Origin of the sequence: Enterococcus sp. 10F3_DIV0382 (assembly GCF_002140245.1) — a bacterium.
In the GTDB taxonomy this organism is placed as follows: domain Bacteria; phylum Bacillota; class Bacilli; order Lactobacillales; family Enterococcaceae; genus Enterococcus_B; species Enterococcus_B lactis.
The window spans coordinates 21,217-38,630 of sequence record NZ_NGMF01000002.1; the positions used below are offsets into that span (position 1 = coordinate 21,217).

Sequence of the window (17,414 nt, forward strand, 5' to 3'; positions counted from 1 at the left end):
ATGAGAGAGCTCGCAGAAATAGAACCGTTTTCTTGTTTAATTTTTTAGGGGATGTTTTTTCCACTCTTTTATGCGGTAATACTGTTGACCTAGCGCCTGTTCATATTTTCCTGTATCCTTTGGCTGATAATATTGAGCATTTTTTAACCTATCTGGTAAATATTGCTGATTGACCCAAGCATGATCGAAATGATGAGGATACTGATAACCCACACCGCGGTTGAGGGATTTCGCACCTTTATAATGGCTATCTCTCAAATGGTCGGGAACATTACCAGCTTTGCCCTCTCGAATATCAGCAAGTGCTGCATCTAATGCCATATAGGCAGAATTGGATTTTGGCGACAAGCAAAGATCAACGACGACATCTGCTAGCGGGATACGTGCCTCAGGTAACCCTAGTCGTTCAGCAGCTAATACAGCGTTTACTGTACGCGCAGCAGCAGCAGGATTGCCTAAACCTATATCTTCATAACCGATAACCATCAGGCGACGACAAATACTTGCCAGATCACCTGCTTCAACTAGACGGGCGAGATAATGAAGGGCAGCATCCACATCACTTCCGCGAATCGATTTTTGAAACGCTGAAATAACGTCATAATGAGCATCTCCATTTTTGTCATGGGTAAGAGCTTTTCTTTGGACACATTCTTCGATAATCGACAGAGTAAGATGAATCTTTCCTTCTTTATCTGGAGGAGTCGATCGTGCAGCCAGTTCCAACCCATTCAAAGCACTCCGCAAATCGCCATTCGTTGCACGAGAAAGGTGAAGAAGAGCCTCTTCATCTAACTGGATTGCTTGTTGACCAAGACCGCGTTCCTTATCCTTTAAGGCGTGTTTCACTGCCAACTGGATGTCTTGCTCTGTTAATGGCTTGACTTCAAAAATCTGTGTGCGGCTGCGGATCGCTGGATTGATAGTAATATAAGGATTTTCAGTAGTCGCTCCGATCAAGATGATTCTGCCACTTTCTAAATGAGGAAGCAGAAAATCCTGTTTTGTTTTATCTAATCGGTGTACTTCATCCAATAAGAGGATCACAGTACCACTCATTTTAGCTTCTTCCGCTACAACCTGCAGCTCTTTTTTTGAATCTGTAGCCGCGTTCAGCATGCGAAATGCATAATTAGTAGAACCGGCAATCGCACTTGCGATACTCGTTTTTCCAGTACCAGGAGGCCCATATAAAATCATGGAAGAAAGCATACGAGCATCGACCATGCGGCGTATGATTTTTCCTTCACCGACTAGATGTTGCTGACCAACGACTTCATCGATCGTTCGAGGTCGCATGCGATAAGCCAATGGCTGTTGCATAGGATTTTCCTCCTTCTTGTTTTTACGTTCCTTAATTATAACATATTTAGTAATATAGCTAGAAAGAACAGCCTTCTGTTGTTTTGTTTTCATAGCTTATCCAACTAATATTGTGTATGATAAAGTAGGTGAGAAAAATGACGGATAAACAAAAGATAGATGAATTTTTTTGGAATAAAACGACGCCGGAAGTAGCGCGGGATTTATTGGGGATGTATTTGGAGCATGACACACCTGAAGGAAGATTAGCTGGATATATTGTAGACGCGGAAGCATACTTAGGTCCAGAAGACGAGGCCGCCCATAGCTATGGTTTAAGAAGAACACCACGTGTGCGGGCAATGTATGAAAAACCAGGTACAATCTACCTTTACACGATGCATACTCATCGGATTTTGAACATCATCACTCAGCCAGAAGGGATTCCTCAAGGAGTAATGATACGTGCAATTGAACCAGCTACAATGATTGAACAAATGAGTAAAAATCGTGGTGGAAAAACTGGTCCAGATATCAGCAACGGTCCTGGAAAATTAGTGGAAGCATTAGCAATTCCTCAAGAACTCTACGGACAATCTATAGCAGATAGTTCATTACGTTTAGTTTTTGAGAAAAAGAAGATACCAAAAAAAATCGATGCTTTGCCTAGGATCGGTATCCCGAACAAAGGAGAATGGACAGAAAAGCCGTTGCGTTTTGTTGTGTCTGGCAATCCATATATATCTTTACAAAGAAAAAACCAAATCGAGGAAGATTGGGGTTGGAGGAAAGAAAATGAAAAAGAAGGATCTATTAACATACTTAGATGAAATAATCGAAAAACAAGTGACGGACTATGATGTGGCTTTAGATTGGGATACAAAAAATCATACGATCGAAATCGTTGTTCGTTTGTTTGCGGAAAATAAAGCACAATTTGAGATTGATGATGCAGAAGGGATCGTTTCGCAAGAACCAATTATCGAATTTGAAGATGGCGTACTCCTTTTTAATCCTCAGAAATCTGTTTTTGATGAACAAAATTATCTAGCGGTAATCCCCTATGAAGGAAAAAAAGGATTGGCAAAATCAGTAGCTGATTCTTTAGTGGAATATTTGAATGAAGTATTAGCACAAGGGCAAAGTGATTTGCTTGATTTTTTAGATGAAGATGATGACGAAGCTGTATTCGAACTCCATTGGGATAATCAGAAACTAGCAGAGTTAGTAGAAGCAAAACAGCAAAATGAAATAGAGACTTATTTACCGTACCCAAGTTATTAAGGAGTGACAGACATGAAATGGAATGAAGTAAAAGTAGAAACCGAAAGTGAAGCAGTCGAAGCGGTCGCTAATATTTTGATGGAGGCAGGAGCGAGTGGTGTTGCGATTGAAGACTCTTTAGATGTTGAACATTTTCAATCGGATCAATATGGTGAAATTTTAGATAAAAATGATTTTACATCGTTGAAAGAAGGCGCGCTAGTCATGGCTTATTTTCCAGAAACGACTTTTTTACCGGAAATCTTGCCTTTTATCAAAGATCGTATCACGCAATTGCCTGAGTTTGGTCTAGCGATTGGAAAAAACAAAGTAACTGTTAGCGAAGTAGAGGAAAGCAATTGGGCAACAGCATGGAAGAAATATTATCATCCGGTGCGTATTACACGAATGCTGACGGTTGCGCCAAGCTGGGAAAACTATCAGACAGAAGATCCTCTAGAAAAAATCATCACATTAGATCCAGGCATGGCGTTTGGAACAGGCACCCATCCGACGACTTCTTTGTCATTGACAGCACTAGAAACAGTATTGCGTGGTGGCGAAACATTGCTAGATGTTGGAACTGGTTCGGGTGTACTAAGTATTGCAGCAAAATATCTTGGTGTGAAAGATGTCTATGCCTTTGATTTAGACGAAGTAGCTGTTCGTTCAGCGAAAGAAAATATGGATATGAATGAAGTAGCTAAAGATGTTCACGTATCAGCTAATGATCTTTTGAAAGGAATCGAGATTGAAAGTGATGTAATCGTTGCGAACATTTTAGCAGATATCATCTTATTGATGATCCCGGATGCATGGCGTTTACTAAAACAAACAGGGACATTGATCGTTTCAGGAATCATTGAAGAGAAAAAGCAAATGGTTCTAGATGCTATGATAGAACAAGGATTCATCGTGGATCAAATTTTCCAACAAAAAGACTGGTATGCAATTATTTTGAAAAAACCAGAGGTGGAATAGATGCAGCGATATTTTTTGAAAGAATCGTATGAACCAAAAGACCATTTTATTTTAAAAGGGGAAACCTATCATCACATTGTACGGGTTATGAGAATGGAACCGAAAGATGAAGTTTTTTTGGCATTCAATGATCAGATAGCCGTTGTTGCAGAAATCACAAAAATCACCGAAGATGCTGTTTATCTGAAAGAAATTAAAAAAGAAGAAAACCAAAAGGAACTGCCAAGTTCGATAACCATAGCTAGCGGCTATCCTAAAGGAGAAAAATTGGATTGGGTTATTCAGAAGTCCACTGAATTAGGCGCACAAGCTTTTATTGGTTTTCCGGCATCAGCCTCTGTGGTTAAATGGGATGCAAAGAAACGTATGAAGCGACAACAACGGCTTGAAAAGATTGCTCAAGAAGCAGCGGAACAATCCCATCGGCAAATCGTGCCCTCAGTAGAGTTACTGGAAACGAAACGTGACTTATTTGAACGGTTAGATGATTATGATGTAGTCTTGGTTGCTTATGAGGAATCAGCAAAACAAGGCGAAAAATCAAATGTAGCCAAAATTCTTAGTGAAACAAAACCGGGCAGTCGAATCTTAGCTGTCTTTGGACCAGAAGGCGGCTTGTCCCACGAGGAAATCGATTATTTCGTAGAACACAAAGGGATACTATGTGGATTAGGACCAAGAATCCTTCGTACAGAAACAGCGCCTCTTTATTTATTAAGTGCTGCTAGCTATCAATGGGAGTTAATGGATCCCTCTCATAGCTAACATTTTTCATCAATAAAAGAGTATCGACGGAAAGAATTGAAAAAATAGGGAACAATTTGTATAATAGAAACAATTATTTGTACAATGAATACGAAAAATTGTTTGAAAAAGCTTTTTAAAAGCGAACATTTCCGTAAAAAAATGTATAACTTCACGGATTTTGGGGCAACTATCAAACAGATATTTGTCCCGATTCCTGTTTTACCGAAAAAGAAAGGGGGATCGATTCCTGTGCCAAAAGAAGAAATTTTAACGGGTCCCGGTGTCATAAAGCTCGTTAGTCAATATATGGGGCCCGAACATGTAGCATTTGTTGAGAAAGCATGCGAATATGCGACTGCTGCACATGACGGACAGTTTAGAAAATCAGGAGAACCCTACATTATCCATCCTATCCAAGTCGCAGGTATATTAGCAGATTTAAAAATGGACCCCCACACAGTGGCTACTGGCTTCTTGCATGATGTTGTTGAAGATACAGAAGTCACCTTAGAAGATCTGAGAGAAGAATTTGGCGATGATGTCGCTATGTTAGTAGACGGAGTAACCAAATTAGGGAAAATAAAATACAAATCCCACGAAGAGCAGCTAGCAGAAAACCATCGAAAGATGCTGCTGGCAATGGCTCAAGATTTACGCGTTATCATGGTCAAATTAGCTGATAGACTACATAACATGCGTACGTTGAAACATCTGCGAGAAGATAAGCAAAGAAGGATTGCCCAAGAAACTTTAGAAATCTATGCACCTCTTGCACATCGTTTAGGTATCAGCCGAATCAAATGGGAATTAGAAGATACAGCACTTCGTTATCTTAATCCAAAACAGTATTACCGTATCGTTCATTTGATGCAGACGAAGCGAGAAGAACGTGAAAAATACGTGAATGGTACTGTTGAGGATATTCGAGTAGCAACAGAAGAGCTAGGGATTTTTGCAGAGATCTATGGACGGCCAAAACATATTTATTCGATCTATCGTAAAATGAAAGACCAGAAAAAGCAATTCAACGAAATCTATGACTTGCTAGCCATTCGAGTAATCGTAGATTCAATCAAGGATTGTTATGCTGTATTAGGTGCGATCCACACAAAATGGAAACCAATGCCTGGCAGATTCAAGGACTATATTGCCATGCCGAAAGCTAATATGTACCAATCTTTGCATACTACAGTGATTGGTCCGGCAGGAAATCCAGTAGAAATCCAAATCCGTACACAGGAAATGCATGAAATCGCTGAATTTGGGGTGGCTGCGCACTGGGCGTATAAAGAAGGAAAAAATGAAAAAGTAGAACCAGATGGTATGACGAAACAATTAAGTTGGTTCCATGAGATACTTGAACTCCAAGATGAAAGCTATGATGCCTCTGAATTTATGGAAGGTGTAAAAGGAGATATCTTTAGTGATAAAGTCTATGTCTTCACGCCAAAAGGAGACGTTACTGAGCTGCCAAAAGGATCTGGACCACTGGACTTTGCATACAGTATCCATACAGATATCGGTAATAAAACCACTGGTGCAAAAGTAAATGGCAAAATGGTGCAACTTGATTACAAATTAAAAAACGGGGATATCATAGAAATCATGACTTCTCCAAATTCATTTGGTCCAAGTCGTGACTGGTTGAAATTGGTGGCAACTAGCAAAGCAAGAAATAAGATCAAGCGTTTCTTCAAAGCACAAGATCGGGAAGAAAATGTGATCAAAGGTCACGAGTCTGTGGTCAAGTGTATTACAGATTTAGGGTTTACACCTAAAGATATTTTGACAAAAAACAAACTTCAAGAAGCACTTGATCGTTTTAACTATCAATCAGAAGATGATCTATATGCAGCTGTAGGATATGGGGAAGTCAGTCCTTTGACAATGGCCAATCGTCTGACAGAAAAAGAACGGAAAGAACAAAAAATCGAGCAGCAAAAGCAAGAAGCAGAAGAAATCATGAATCAGCCGAAAAAAGAACCTGAGAAAATGAAAGTACGTCATGAAGGTGGCGTTGTCATTCAAGGGGTAGAAAACTTACTGATTCGTATCAGCCGATGCTGTAATCCGATTCCTGGTGATGATATCGTTGGCTACATCACTAAAGGCAGAGGGATATCCATCCATCGTCGAGATTGTCCGAATGTTCAGCCTGATAAACCAAATGTAGCAGAACGTTTGATTGAAGTCGAATGGGAAGATACATCGAATACACGAAAAGAGTACGATGCAGACTTGGAAATCTACGGCTATAACCGTTCAGGCTTATTGAATGATGTACTTCAAACAGTCAATGCGCTGACGAAAAATCTCAACAGCGTCGAAGCTCGGACGAATAAAGATAAAATGGCGACAATCCATTTGACGGTTGGTATCCAGAATTTGTCCCACCTAAAAAGTATCGTGGATAAAATCAAAGCAGTACCTGATGTCTACAGTGTACGCCGGATGAATGGATAGGAGGGCCAGATATGAGAGCAGTCATTCAACGGGTGAGTCAAGCGGCAGTGTCAGTTGATCAGCAAGAGATTGGAAAAATTGGCTGTGGCCTACTCGTTTTATTAGGTATCCATGAAACAGATACGCCAAAAGATGTGGAATATCTAGTAAAAAAAATCGCACAAATGCGTATTTTTGAAGATGATCAAGGAAAAATGAATATTAGTGTAGAAGACGTAGGAGGTCAAATTTTAAGTGTCTCTCAATTCACACTATTTGCGGATACGAAAAAAGGAAATCGACCAAGTTTTGTGGAAGCCGCACGACCAGAAATAGCTATTCCTTTATACGAATCGTTCAATGAAGGAATCAGAAGTCGCGGCATCACAGTCGCTACCGGACAATTCGGAGCAGATATGTCGATTTCTCTCGTCAATGATGGACCTGTAACGATTATTATTGATTCTAAAAACAAATAAAGTCAGTTGGTTTTCATCAATAAGAAATATAAATCAAGTCGTTTAAGTTAGACTGAAAAACTCTAACTTAAGCGACTTTTTTCTCGTCTATAAAAAGCGCTTCTTTTGTCAGCAGTCAGAAAAAAAGTTAAGCTTAAATTATACAAGTTATTTTTGGGAGGTTGCTGAAGATGAAAGAAGTACCAGTAATAGATGTCAAAATCACGGATCTAAAAAGATTGTATCAAAAGGGATACAATATGTTGGAGGAGTTACGTCATGAAGCAGACGCTCCCGTTGTCAAAGCAAAGATTTTCAATAAAGAAGCTATTGTGATCTACGGATCGTCAGCGGCAAAAATATTTTATGACCCAAGAAATTTCAAACGAAAAGGTGCTATGCCAAAATTAGTGTTGAAGACACTTTTTGGTCAAGATGGAGTACAGACTTTGGATGGAGCTGCCCATCATCATCGGAAAAATATTTTTATGGATCTGATGACCCCCGAAAGAATGGAAGATTATCATCGTATCTTAGATAAGAACCTGACGCAAGCACTTGAAACACAGCATGGTCAATTTAAATTATTTGATTTAAGCAAGATGGTTTTCTTTACATCGATTTGTGAGTGGGCAGGTATCAATTTATCTTTGCTTTCTAAGGATGAAGTCAAAAAATTAGCAGAATATCAAATCTCTATGATCAGCGGAACGTTTACTTCTCCGATTGATCACATAAAAGGTGTCGAAAATCGCAAAAAATCAGAAAAATGGGCGCAAGGCTTGATTGAAGAAGCTCGGCAAAATCCTGTGGCTGGAAAAGAAAATGTGGCATTATATGCTTTTGCCAATGCCACAGATCTAGACGGACAGCTTTTGCCTCTGGAAGTAGCAGCTGTTGAATTATTGAACATCATCCGTCCAACGGTTGCTCTAACTGTGTGGGCGGCGTTGATGGGACACGCGCTTTTCAGCAGACCTGATTTGTACCAACAATTGAAAAACGACTTTTCTACGTTGCAAGATCCGTTCATTCAAGAAATGAGACGCTATTATCCGTTCTTTCCGATGTTACCTGCGATTTCTCTGAAAGAAGTAGAAGTCGATGGTTATCGTATACCAGAAGATAGCTGGGTCATTCTAGATTTATATGGAACAGATCATGATGAACGAACGGTTGAAGCACCAGACTCCTTTATGATCAAACGATATTTAGGAAAAGCAAAAGATATTTCATATAAAGAAGAATATGAGATGATTGCCCAAGGTGGAGGAAACTTTCGACAAATGCATCGCTGCGCAGGAGAATGGATCACTCTCCACAGCCTACGTGTGTTTTCTGATCAGCTAGTAAACAAGTTTGAATTCTCTGTACCTGAACAAGATTGGACGATCCCATTCAATCAGTTTCCGACTTATCCAAATAGCCGAGCGCTACTTTATAAGAATTAGATTAGTATAAACTTATCGAAAAAAGGAAGATCAGCACTGTTTGATCTTCCTTTTTTCATACTACTATAAGTGGATAAGGTCAATTGCTCAAAATCCGTGAAATGCTTCATCAATGGTTTGATAATCCTCACTGGATAAATGCAAATCTAAAGCTTGGACATTATCAGAGACTTGCTCTGGACGTTTAGCTCCGGGTATGACTACAGACACTCTTGGATTCTTCATATACCAGGCTAGAACAAGTTGCGTAGGGGTGGCTTGGTATCTTTTAGCAATGGGGCGAAGTATGTCGACAGCGGCTAAAATTTCTTTGAAACGTTCTCCTTGAAAATCCGGATTGCTTTTTCGAGGATCTCCTTCGCCGAATTGTTTTTCCTGACCACGTTCATATTTTCCTGTCAGTAAACCGGAAGCAAGAGGAAAATAGGGGACAAAGCTGATTTTGTTTTTTTCAAGATAAGGAAATAATTCTTTTTCAGCCTCCCGATGGATCAAACTGTATTTATCTTCTACTACATCGACATATCCATCTGCATTCGCTTCTTTCAATTGTTCTAACGTGAAGTTCGATACACCAACTGCTCGGATTTTTCCTGCTTCTTTCAATTCATGCAATGCAGCAACTGCTTCATTTTTTGGTGTGCTTTTATCCGGAAAGTGGATATAAAAAATGTCGATGTAATCAGTTTGCAGACGTTTCAGTGCGTCTTCCACCGATTGTTTGAGAAATTCGGGTGAATTGTCAAATGTTCGTCCTTTATTTGGCACATGAGCAGCTTTTGTAGCAATGACGATACGTGAACGATCATATTCTTTTTCCTTCAATACCTCACCGATCAGTTCTTCAGAACGGCCGTTTCCATAAGCATAGGCGGTATCGATCAAATTGATTCCGCTATTCAAAGCTGTACGAACCACTTGTTTTCCTGTCTCGTCTTCCAAACCGTCAAAAAGATTGTGTCCCCCAACGGCATTTGCTCCTAGTCCAAGCTGTTCTGCGTAGACTTGTGAATGTCCGATTCTTATTTCTGCCATAGCTGATTCCTCCTTTTTTTCTAGTCTAAAACAAAAGAACAAAAAGCTGAACTAAAATGTTTTTGTGAGGGAAAATAGTCAGATAACTCTTGACTTTGAGATTGGTTTTTAGTAGGTTATAAGTAATATCGAAATGTCAATGAAAGAGCGAGTAAGTTTTTGAAACTTTACAAGAGAGGATCATCGAGGCTGAAAATGATCCAAAGTTTCATTAGCCCAAAGACACTCTGGAGATGGACGAGTGAAAAGCCGTCCCGCGTACGAGCGTTATTCGTAAGAGGAAAGAGAAATCTTTCAAAATTAGGTGGTACCGTGTATGAATTTCATTCACCCTTGTTCAAGATGAACAAGGGTGATTTTTTTATTTACATAGCTAAGAAAGGGAGAGAAAACTATGAGTTTCCAAAGACCAAAAGGAACAAATGATATTTTGCCAGGCGAATCAGAAAAATGGCAGTTTGTCGAAGAAACAGCACGTTTATTGTTCAGAGATTATCAGTATAATGAAATACGTACACCGATTTTTGAACATTATGAAGTGATATCCCGCAGTGTAGGTGATACGACGGATATCGTTTCAAAAGAGATGTATGATTTTTATGACAAAGGGGAACGTCATGTGACGCTTCGACCAGAAGGTACAGCGCCAATCGTTCGTTCTTTTGTTGAGCATAAATTGTTCGGTCCAGAGTATGCAAAACCGTTCAAAACTTTTTATATGGGACCAATGTTTCGCTACGAACGTCCGCAAAAAGGACGGTTACGTCAATTCCATCAGATCGGAGTAGAAGCATTTGGATCAGAGAATCCTGCAACAGATGTGGAGAGCATGGTGATGGCACTCGATTTCTTCAAACAGTTGGGAATCACGCAAATCCGTCTAGTCATCAATTCATTGGGTGATAAAGACACACGTCAAGCCTATCGTCAAGCATTAATCGACTATCTTTTACCTTTTGAAGCAGAGTTGAGTGAAGACTCTAAACGCCGTCTTCACGAAAATCCATTGCGTGTGTTGGATAGTAAGGACAAACGAGATCAAAAATTTGTAGCAGATGCGCCATCTATCTTAGATTATTTAAGCGAACCTGCTCAAAAACATTTTGATACCGTTGTTTCCATGCTGGATGCATTGGCTGTTCCTTATGAAATCGACAGTAATATGGTTCGCGGATTAGATTACTATACGCATACGATTTTTGAAATCATGAGTGACGCACCGAAAATGGGGGCACAAGCAACGATTTGCGCAGGCGGACGTTATGACAATCTAGTGGAAGAACTGGGTGGTCCTTCAACACCTGGCTTTGGATTTGCAATGGGTATCGAGCGATTACTCTTGACTATGGAAGCAGAGGAAGTAGTTATCCCTACATTTAATGAGTTGGATGCTTATGTGGTCGCACTCGGAGACGAAACAAATATCGAAGCATTGAAAGTGGTCCAAGCGATTCGAAACTTCGGTTTTTCAGCTGATCGCGACTTCATGAACCGTAAAGCAAAAGCACAATTTAAGACAGCAGATAAAGCGAATGCCAAGTTAGTATTGGTAATCGGTGAAGATGAGCTTGCTAGCCAAACAATCAATGTCAAAGCAATGGCAAGCCGAAAAGAAAAAAGTTTTCCATTAGAAGAAATATATGAGCATTTTGATGAAGTCTATGATGAAATGACTTTATTCGAGTAGGAGGAAAAAAGAAATGGCACAAAGAACGATTTATTGCGGATTAGTTTCCGAACAACAATTAGAACAAACAGTTACATTAAAAGGATGGGTACAAAAAAGACGAGACCTTGGGGGAGTAATCTTTATCGATCTACGGGATCGTGAAGGAATCGTTCAAGTCGTCTTCAATCCTGAAATCAACAAGGAAGCATGGGAAATCGCAGATAAATGTCGTAGTGAATACGTGATCGAAGTAACTGGGGTAGTCAGAAGACGCGGTGAAAATGCAGTAAATCCTAAAATGGCCACTGGTGAATTTGAAGTGATTGCAAGTGAAATCGTGATTTTGAATCAAGCAAAAACACCGCCATTTCAAATTGAAGATGATCAAGCAATCAGTGACGAAATACGTTTGAAATATCGTTATTTGGATCTGCGACGTCCCAAAATGACTAAAAACATCAAATTGAGAAATGCGACAACAAAAGCGATTCGTCATTATTTAGACGATAATGACTTTCTAGATATTGAAACACCTTACCTAGGAAAATCTACACCAGAAGGCGCAAGAGACTACTTAGTTCCTTCACGTGTCCATGCTGGACATTTCTATGCGTTGCCGCAATCTCCTCAACTATTCAAACAATTGCTGATGAATGCTGGGTTCGACCGTTATTATCAAATCGTTCGTTGTTTCCGTGACGAAGATTTACGTGGAGATCGTCAGCCTGAATTTACGCAAGTAGATATTGAAACAACGTTCCTAACAGCAGAAGAAATCCAAACTTACACAGAGGGATTAATTGCGAAGGTAATGAAAGAAGTTCGCGGCATTGAAGTCACATTGCCATTTCCCCGTATGACCTATGATGAAGCAATGGCTCGCTACGGCAGCGACAAACCGGATACACGTTTTGAAATGGAATTGATCGATCTAAGCGAAACAGTCAAAGAAGTAGAATTCAAAGTCTTCCAAATGGCTCTTGAAAACGGCGGAGTCGTGAAAGCATTGAATGCGAAGGGCGCTGCAGATCGCTACTCACGAAAAGATATGGATCAGTTAGGACAATATGTAGGGCAATTCGGAGCCAAGGGACTTGCATGGCTGAAAGTGGAAGAAGACGGTCTGAAAGGCCCGATTGCTAAATTCATGGGAGAAGCAACAGAAGCAATCATCAAAGCAACAGATGCAGAACCAGGTGACTTGCTGATGTTTGGCGCAGATAAAAGTGAAATCGTCGCTGCTGCATTAGGGGCTATCCGAACACGTTTAGGAAAAGAATTAGGACTGATCGATGAATCAAAATTCAATTTCTTATGGGTAACTGATTGGCCTCAATTTGAATTTTCAGAAGAAGAAGGTCGATATGTCTCTGCTCACCATCCATTCACGATGCCAAAAGCAGAAGATATCCCATTACTGGCTGAAGACCCTGCAAAAGTCTATGCAGAAGCTTATGATATCGTCTTGAACGGTTATGAACTAGGTGGAGGTTCTATCCGGATCCATACTCGGGAACTTCAAGAAAAAGTGTTGAAAACTTTAGGCTTCACAAAAGAACAAATGGAAGAACAATTTGGGTTCTTGCTAACAGCTTTAGATTACGGATTCCCTCCACATGGCGGCATTGCATTAGGATTGGATCGTTTTGCAATGTTATTAGCAGGGGAAGACAATATTCGTGAAGTCATTGCCTTTCCTAAAAACGGAAAAGCAGCCGATGTGATGAGTGATGCACCAAGTATGGTTTCACCTTTACAATTGTTCGAATTGAATATTGATGTAACCAATATAGAAGAATAGCCGATAAAAAGGCAAAAAGGATTTGTCGAATCTGCTTCTTTTGGCAACCTTGATTTAATTGAAAAACACTTTATAATGAAGCCATAACATATAAAGCGGGGCTTTTCCATGAAAAAAACATTCGAAAATTGGGCTTACCATGATTACACGACCAAACTTTCGGTATCAATCGTTTATGCGTTGATTGCATCTGTCGCATTGAATTTCTTTTATCAACCAGGACATATTTATTCAAGTGGTATTACGGGCCTGGCTCAGATTTTGACGACTTTGTCAAAATCACTGATAGGGTTCGAGGTGCCGGTATCAACCACTTTGTATTTACTGAATATACCTTTGTTCGTCTTGGCGTGGTTCAAAATCGGGAAGAAGTTTACAATTTTCACTTTTATCACAGTCACTTTGACCTCCCTTTGTATCCATATTTTACCGGAAACAGTCTTATCTACCGATCCAATCATTTGTGCGTTGTTTGGTGGGGCTGTGATGGGACTAGGGATTGGGCTAGCGTTGAGAAATGGCCTATCATCGGGTGGTCTAGATATCGTGAGTATCACGATTCGTAAAAAAACAGGAAAGTCGATTGGTTCTATCTCGATCTACTTCAATGCATTGATCGTTTTTGTTGCTGGGATTCTATTTGGCTGGCAATATATGTTTTACAGTACGTTGTCTATTTTCGTCAGTGGAAAAGTAACTGATGTCGTTTATACTAAACAAAAGAAAATGCAGGTAATGATCGTAACGAAACATCCAGAAAAAGTAGTGAATGAAATCCAAAACTGTATGCGTAGAGGAATCACGATTATCAATGAAGCAGAAGGTGCTTATAAACATGATAAGCAGACAGTATTGATGACAATCGTTACACGTTACGAACTGCCTCTACTCAGAGAAGCGATGAAAGCTTCTGATCCGCAAGCTTTTGTAAGTATTGCAGAAAATGTCCAGATACTTGGGCGTTTCTACGAGGATGGCATTTAGATCGAGTTTGACAAAAATTCATGAAATACTACTGTAGACAGACATTCGTTTGTCTGCAGTTTTTTTCTACCAAAGGATGGATCAGCAAATAGAAACTACTTTTTTATTTGAAATTTTCTTAAAGTTGAAAAAAAGCATGTTTATTTTTTAAAATTTATGGGATGATAGAAAAAAATAGTAGAGAAAGGACACGATTCTACTTGCTATTTTCACTTAATACCCGTATATTACGAATGAAAAAAGTTTATGAAAAGTTGGAATATTGAATGGAAAAACAAAAAAGGTTAAAAAACAGCCGCTACATCACTGGGTTTGATGGGCTCCGTTCATTAGCTGTGGTTGGTGTTATCTTCTATCACCTTCTGCCAACTAGTATGAAAGGCGGCTATTTGGGCGTTCCGATTTTTTTCGTCGTATCTGGTTATCTGATCACGGATCTGCTAAGGCAGGAATGGGAACAAAATGGAAAAATCAATATTTGGCAATTTTATGTCAGAAGAATGAAGAGACTCTATCCGGCACTCGTTTTTATGCTTGTTACAGCTTCGGCTTATATCACCTTGTTCCAGCGAGGATTGTTGAATAATCTTAGAGGAGTTGTCGTCAGCAGCTTACTGTATGTCAACAATTGGTGGCAAATCAATAACGGTTTATCTTATTTCGACCGATTTGCTAATGAATCACCGTTTACACATATCTGGTCTTTAGCGGTAGAAGGTCAAAACTATTTGGTTTGGCCAATCTTGTTTGTATTGTTGATGGTATTTGTTCGTAAAAGAAAATGGATCTTTTATACCGTGTTAGGTACATCTTTCCTCTCTGCGATCTTGATGATGATTTTGTATACACCAGGGGGCGATCCAACCCGTGTTTATTATGGAACGGACACCCGGCTGTTTTCTATATGGTTGGGAAGTGCGCTCGCTTTTGTTTGGCCAAGTACTCGTTTGAAGAAAAACATCCCGAAACAAGCAAAAAGTATCCTGAATATCGCTGGAGGAATCTCACTGCTGGCACTGATTCTTTGCTTCTTCTTTTTAGATGATCATTACAATTTCATCTATTATGGAGGGATGCTCCTAGTGAGTCTCTTATGCGTAGTACTAGTTGCAGTGACAGCACATCCTGGAGCAAGCTTGAATCGTTGGCTGACAAATCCAGTATTTACTTGGATTGGCAAACGAAGCTACGGGATTTATCTGTATCAGTTTCCAGTTATGATTTTTTATGAAGCAAAAGTGACTGATATTGCTGATCATGTTCTGTTCCATACTTTAGTAGAAATCACATTGATTTTAATCATCAGTGAACTTTCTTATCGATATGTGGAACGTCCGCTAGCACGTTTTGACTATGGTCGTACATTCCAAGTGATGAAAGGATGGTTCAGTAAACCAATCATCAGTAAGAGCAAACCATGGGTTGTTCCAGGCACATTACTTGTAGCAATTGCATTCGTTGGTTTCGTTACGGCACCGAAAAATGCTGTAACGGCCGATCAAAAACAATTGCAGGCAAAGATCGCTGAAAGTAAAAAATTAGCAGAAGAAACCAGAAACAATTCAGAAAATACCACTAGTTCCGTTGACCAAGCGATTCTTGATAAGTACGAGTTGTCTAAGGCTCAAGGAAACAAGGCACAAAAATTAGAGTTAACGGCATTTGGTGATTCAGTTATGCTAGATGCTGCAACTGATCTACAAGAGCTTTATCCAAAAGTAGTGGTAGATGGCGATGTGGGGCGACAATTATACGCCAGTGTACCGTATATTGAAAAATTAAAGGAACAAGATTTATTGAAAGACACTGTTCTAATTGGACTAGGAACGAATGGCTCATTCTCTGAAGCTCAGTTTGATAGCGTGATGGATGCAATCGGTGATCGAAAAGTATACTGGGTCAATGTCCGAGTACCGACGAAACGTTGGCAAAATGACGTGAATGCGATGCTTGAACAGATGACAAAAAAATACGACAATATGACGCTGATTGATTGGTATAGCTACAGTAATGACCATAGTGACTGGTTTTATGATGATCAAGTCCATCCAAATCCTGAAGGGATGACACATTACATTCACCTAGTCAGCGAAGCCTTGCTAGGAGGAAGTTCAAGTACGAACAGCAGCGAGACAAACGTATCAGAATAATAGCTACAAAAAACTTCAGGTAAAAACAGTTGTTTTTGCCTGAAGTTTTTTTATATTTATCGTGTTTTTAACAGTCATCTATTTTCAGGAAGCAAAACAGTTGAGTGTGTCTTCAAATAATGTTCTTTTTGTTTTCGGGTGAGTTTTTTGAATGCAGCTTCTGCTTTTGTTGCTTCGCTTCTTGAAAAAAATACTTCTGCATGGATCATCTTAACAGGTCTTCTTTTTTGAAGACGTGTATATTTAGCGCCAGTACCATTGTTATGTTCCCCTAGTCTCCTAGAAAGGTCTGTTGTGTACCCACCATAAAATGTCTGATCTTTACAGAATAATACGTAAAAATAATGTTTATTTGCCATAGAGCATCTCACGAATCTCTGCTGTGTATTCCCCGTCTGCATCGTAAGTGATCAATGGCGGAGCGACTTTGAATCCATCTAATTTACCTTCTTTGATTCCTTCAACTAACAAAATATTTGCCTCTTTTCCAGCTTTTGGGTAAACAAATTGGATCCGTTTAGGTGCAATCCGATGATTTTGCATAATTTGGATGATCTCTAAGAATCGTTCAGGTCGATGGACCATAGCGAAACGCCCATTTGTTTTTAGTAACTTACTTGAATTATCGATCACTTCTTCTAATGTTGTATGGATTTCATGACGGGCGATTGCTAGGTGTTTATTAGGGTTCGTTTTATTTGTTGGCAGCCCTTTGAAATAAGGTGGATTGCAGACGACTAAGTCACAAGAATTATGCCGAATGACGGATAAGCTGTCTTTCAGATCGATGGTGTGGACTGTCATCTGTTCATCTAGATGGTTCAGCGCGATGCTACGTCTTGCCATGTCTGCTAGGCGAGGCTGAAGTTCGATAGCATCAATAGCTGCTTGAGTTCGTTTGCTTAAAAACAGGCCAACTGCACCATTACCTGCGCAAAGGTCAACAATCTGTCCTTTTTTAGGCACACGAGAGAAGTGAGCAAGTAGCACAGCATCTAAAGAAAAAGAAAATACTTGGGAACTTTGGATAATTTTGATATCTTCTGCGTATAATTGGTCGATTCGTTCGTCTTCGTGAAGCATGGATTCCCTCCAAAATGAAAAAAATAGTCGTTTGTATTATACTATTTT

Annotated in this window: 15 protein-coding genes; 11 read left to right on the top strand and 4 right to left on the bottom strand. The window is 39.7% G+C overall.

All coding sequences use genetic code 11. The annotated features are described in order from the left end of the window. Positions 1–36: 36 nt before the first annotated feature. Positions 37–1,323 (bottom strand): replication-associated recombination protein A, encoded by a 1,287-nt coding sequence (locus tag A5849_RS10680; RefSeq protein WP_002309949.1) that lies wholly within the window; start codon positions 1,321–1,323, stop codon positions 37–39. A 137-nt stretch (positions 1,324–1,460) separates the two neighbouring features. On the opposite strand from A5849_RS10680, the gene A5849_RS10685 reads away from it, so the two are divergent. The 7 genes from A5849_RS10685 (at position 1,461) to A5849_RS10720 (ending at position 8,644) form a co-directional block, all read left to right on the top strand. Continuing rightward, the gene (locus A5849_RS10685) at positions 1,461–2,132 is read left to right on the top strand and encodes a DNA-3-methyladenine glycosylase (protein ID WP_002316842.1); all 672 of its coding nucleotides are present in this window, start codon (positions 1,461–1,463) and stop codon (positions 2,130–2,132) included. Beyond that, complete coding sequence (locus tag A5849_RS10690; protein ID WP_002309951.1) at positions 2,098–2,586, top strand: DUF3013 family protein; 489 nt, start codon at positions 2,098–2,100, stop codon at positions 2,584–2,586. Before A5849_RS10685 ends, A5849_RS10690 begins: the two co-directional genes overlap by 35 nt. Positions 2,587–2,598: 12 nt before the next feature. Next, on the top strand, positions 2,599–3,546 hold the full coding sequence (gene prmA / locus A5849_RS10695) for a 50S ribosomal protein L11 methyltransferase (RefSeq protein ID WP_086310095.1): 948 nt from the start codon (positions 2,599–2,601) through the stop codon (positions 3,544–3,546). Beyond that, entirely contained in the window at positions 3,547–4,311 is a 765-nt protein-coding gene (locus A5849_RS10700; RefSeq protein WP_002309953.1) for a 16S rRNA (uracil(1498)-N(3))-methyltransferase, read from the top strand. 231 nt (positions 4,312–4,542) lie between these two features. Further along, positions 4,543–6,756 (top strand): bifunctional (p)ppGpp synthetase/guanosine-3',5'-bis(diphosphate) 3'-pyrophosphohydrolase, encoded by a 2,214-nt coding sequence (locus A5849_RS10710; protein ID WP_002314153.1) that lies wholly within the window; start codon positions 4,543–4,545, stop codon positions 6,754–6,756. Positions 6,757–6,767: 11 nt separating this feature from the next. Continuing rightward, complete coding sequence (dtd, locus tag A5849_RS10715; protein ID WP_002291377.1) at positions 6,768–7,214, top strand: D-aminoacyl-tRNA deacylase; 447 nt, start codon at positions 6,768–6,770, stop codon at positions 7,212–7,214. 170 nt (positions 7,215–7,384) lie between these two features. Continuing rightward, positions 7,385–8,644: a cytochrome P450 gene (locus A5849_RS10720; RefSeq protein ID WP_002309955.1), complete on the top strand. Its 1,260-nt coding sequence runs from the start codon at positions 7,385–7,387 to the stop codon at positions 8,642–8,644. Between the two features lie 87 nt (positions 8,645–8,731). Here A5849_RS10720 and A5849_RS10725 read toward each other — a convergent pair whose 3' ends face one another. After that, complete coding sequence (locus A5849_RS10725; protein WP_002309956.1) at positions 8,732–9,679, bottom strand: aldo/keto reductase; 948 nt, start codon at positions 9,677–9,679, stop codon at positions 8,732–8,734. 394 nt (positions 9,680–10,073) lie between these two features. Here A5849_RS10725 and hisS point away from each other — a divergent pair, with 394 nt between their 5' ends. The 4 genes from hisS (at position 10,074) to A5849_RS10750 (ending at position 16,283) form a co-directional block, all read left to right on the top strand. Further along, on the top strand, positions 10,074–11,366 hold the full coding sequence (hisS, locus tag A5849_RS10735; RefSeq protein WP_086310096.1) for a histidine--tRNA ligase: 1,293 nt from the start codon (positions 10,074–10,076) through the stop codon (positions 11,364–11,366). A gap of 13 nt (positions 11,367–11,379) precedes the next feature. Further along, a complete protein-coding gene (gene aspS / locus A5849_RS10740; protein ID WP_002314149.1) occupies positions 11,380–13,149 on the top strand; it encodes an aspartate--tRNA ligase in 1,770 nt (589 codons plus the stop codon). A gap of 108 nt (positions 13,150–13,257) precedes the next feature. Continuing rightward, on the top strand, positions 13,258–14,133 hold the full coding sequence (locus A5849_RS10745; RefSeq protein WP_002291388.1) for a YitT family protein: 876 nt from the start codon (positions 13,258–13,260) through the stop codon (positions 14,131–14,133). Positions 14,134–14,399: 266 nt separating this feature from the next. Beyond that, positions 14,400–16,283, top strand: a complete 1,884-nt coding sequence (locus A5849_RS10750; protein WP_002314148.1) for an acyltransferase family protein — start codon at positions 14,400–14,402, stop codon at positions 16,281–16,283. 74 nt (positions 16,284–16,357) lie between these two features. On the opposite strand, the gene A5849_RS10755 is transcribed toward A5849_RS10750, so the two are convergent. Together A5849_RS10755 and A5849_RS10760 are read right to left on the bottom strand one after the other, a co-directional pair. Next, entirely contained in the window at positions 16,358–16,642 is a 285-nt protein-coding gene (locus A5849_RS10755) for a GIY-YIG nuclease family protein (RefSeq protein WP_086310097.1), read from the bottom strand. Further along, positions 16,632–17,366 carry a tRNA1(Val) (adenine(37)-N6)-methyltransferase gene (locus tag A5849_RS10760; RefSeq protein ID WP_002309960.1) on the bottom strand — a complete coding sequence of 245 codons (735 nt, stop codon included), beginning with the start codon at positions 17,364–17,366 and terminating at the stop codon, positions 16,632–16,634. Before A5849_RS10760 ends, A5849_RS10755 begins: the two co-directional genes overlap by 11 nt. Between the last annotated feature and the right edge of the window lie 48 nt (positions 17,367–17,414).

Bases quoted from the DNA above. Each gene is read 5' to 3' on its own strand.
- A5849_RS10680 (WP_002309949.1), bottom strand. From the start codon at position 1,323: ATGCAACAGCCATTGGCTTATCGCATGCGACCTCGAACGATCGATGAA.
- A5849_RS10685 (WP_002316842.1), top strand. From the start codon at position 1,461: ATGACGGATAAACAAAAGATAGATGAATTTTTTTGGAATAAAACGACG.
- A5849_RS10690 (WP_002309951.1), top strand. From the start codon at position 2,098: ATGAAAAAGAAGGATCTATTAACATACTTAGATGAAATAATCGAAAAA.
- prmA (WP_086310095.1), top strand. From the start codon at position 2,599: ATGAAATGGAATGAAGTAAAAGTAGAAACCGAAAGTGAAGCAGTCGAA.
- A5849_RS10700 (WP_002309953.1), top strand. From the start codon at position 3,547: ATGCAGCGATATTTTTTGAAAGAATCGTATGAACCAAAAGACCATTTT.
- dtd (WP_002291377.1), top strand. From the start codon at position 6,768: ATGAGAGCAGTCATTCAACGGGTGAGTCAAGCGGCAGTGTCAGTTGAT.
- A5849_RS10720 (WP_002309955.1), top strand. From the start codon at position 7,385: ATGAAAGAAGTACCAGTAATAGATGTCAAAATCACGGATCTAAAAAGA.
- A5849_RS10725 (WP_002309956.1), bottom strand. From the start codon at position 9,679: ATGGCAGAAATAAGAATCGGACATTCACAAGTCTACGCAGAACAGCTT.
- hisS (WP_086310096.1), top strand. From the start codon at position 10,074: ATGAGTTTCCAAAGACCAAAAGGAACAAATGATATTTTGCCAGGCGAA.
- aspS (WP_002314149.1), top strand. From the start codon at position 11,380: ATGGCACAAAGAACGATTTATTGCGGATTAGTTTCCGAACAACAATTA.
- A5849_RS10745 (WP_002291388.1), top strand. From the start codon at position 13,258: ATGAAAAAAACATTCGAAAATTGGGCTTACCATGATTACACGACCAAA.
- A5849_RS10750 (WP_002314148.1), top strand. From the start codon at position 14,400: ATGGAAAAACAAAAAAGGTTAAAAAACAGCCGCTACATCACTGGGTTT.
- A5849_RS10755 (WP_086310097.1), bottom strand. From the start codon at position 16,642: ATGGCAAATAAACATTATTTTTACGTATTATTCTGTAAAGATCAGACA.
- A5849_RS10760 (WP_002309960.1), bottom strand. From the start codon at position 17,366: ATGCTTCACGAAGACGAACGAATCGACCAATTATACGCAGAAGATATC.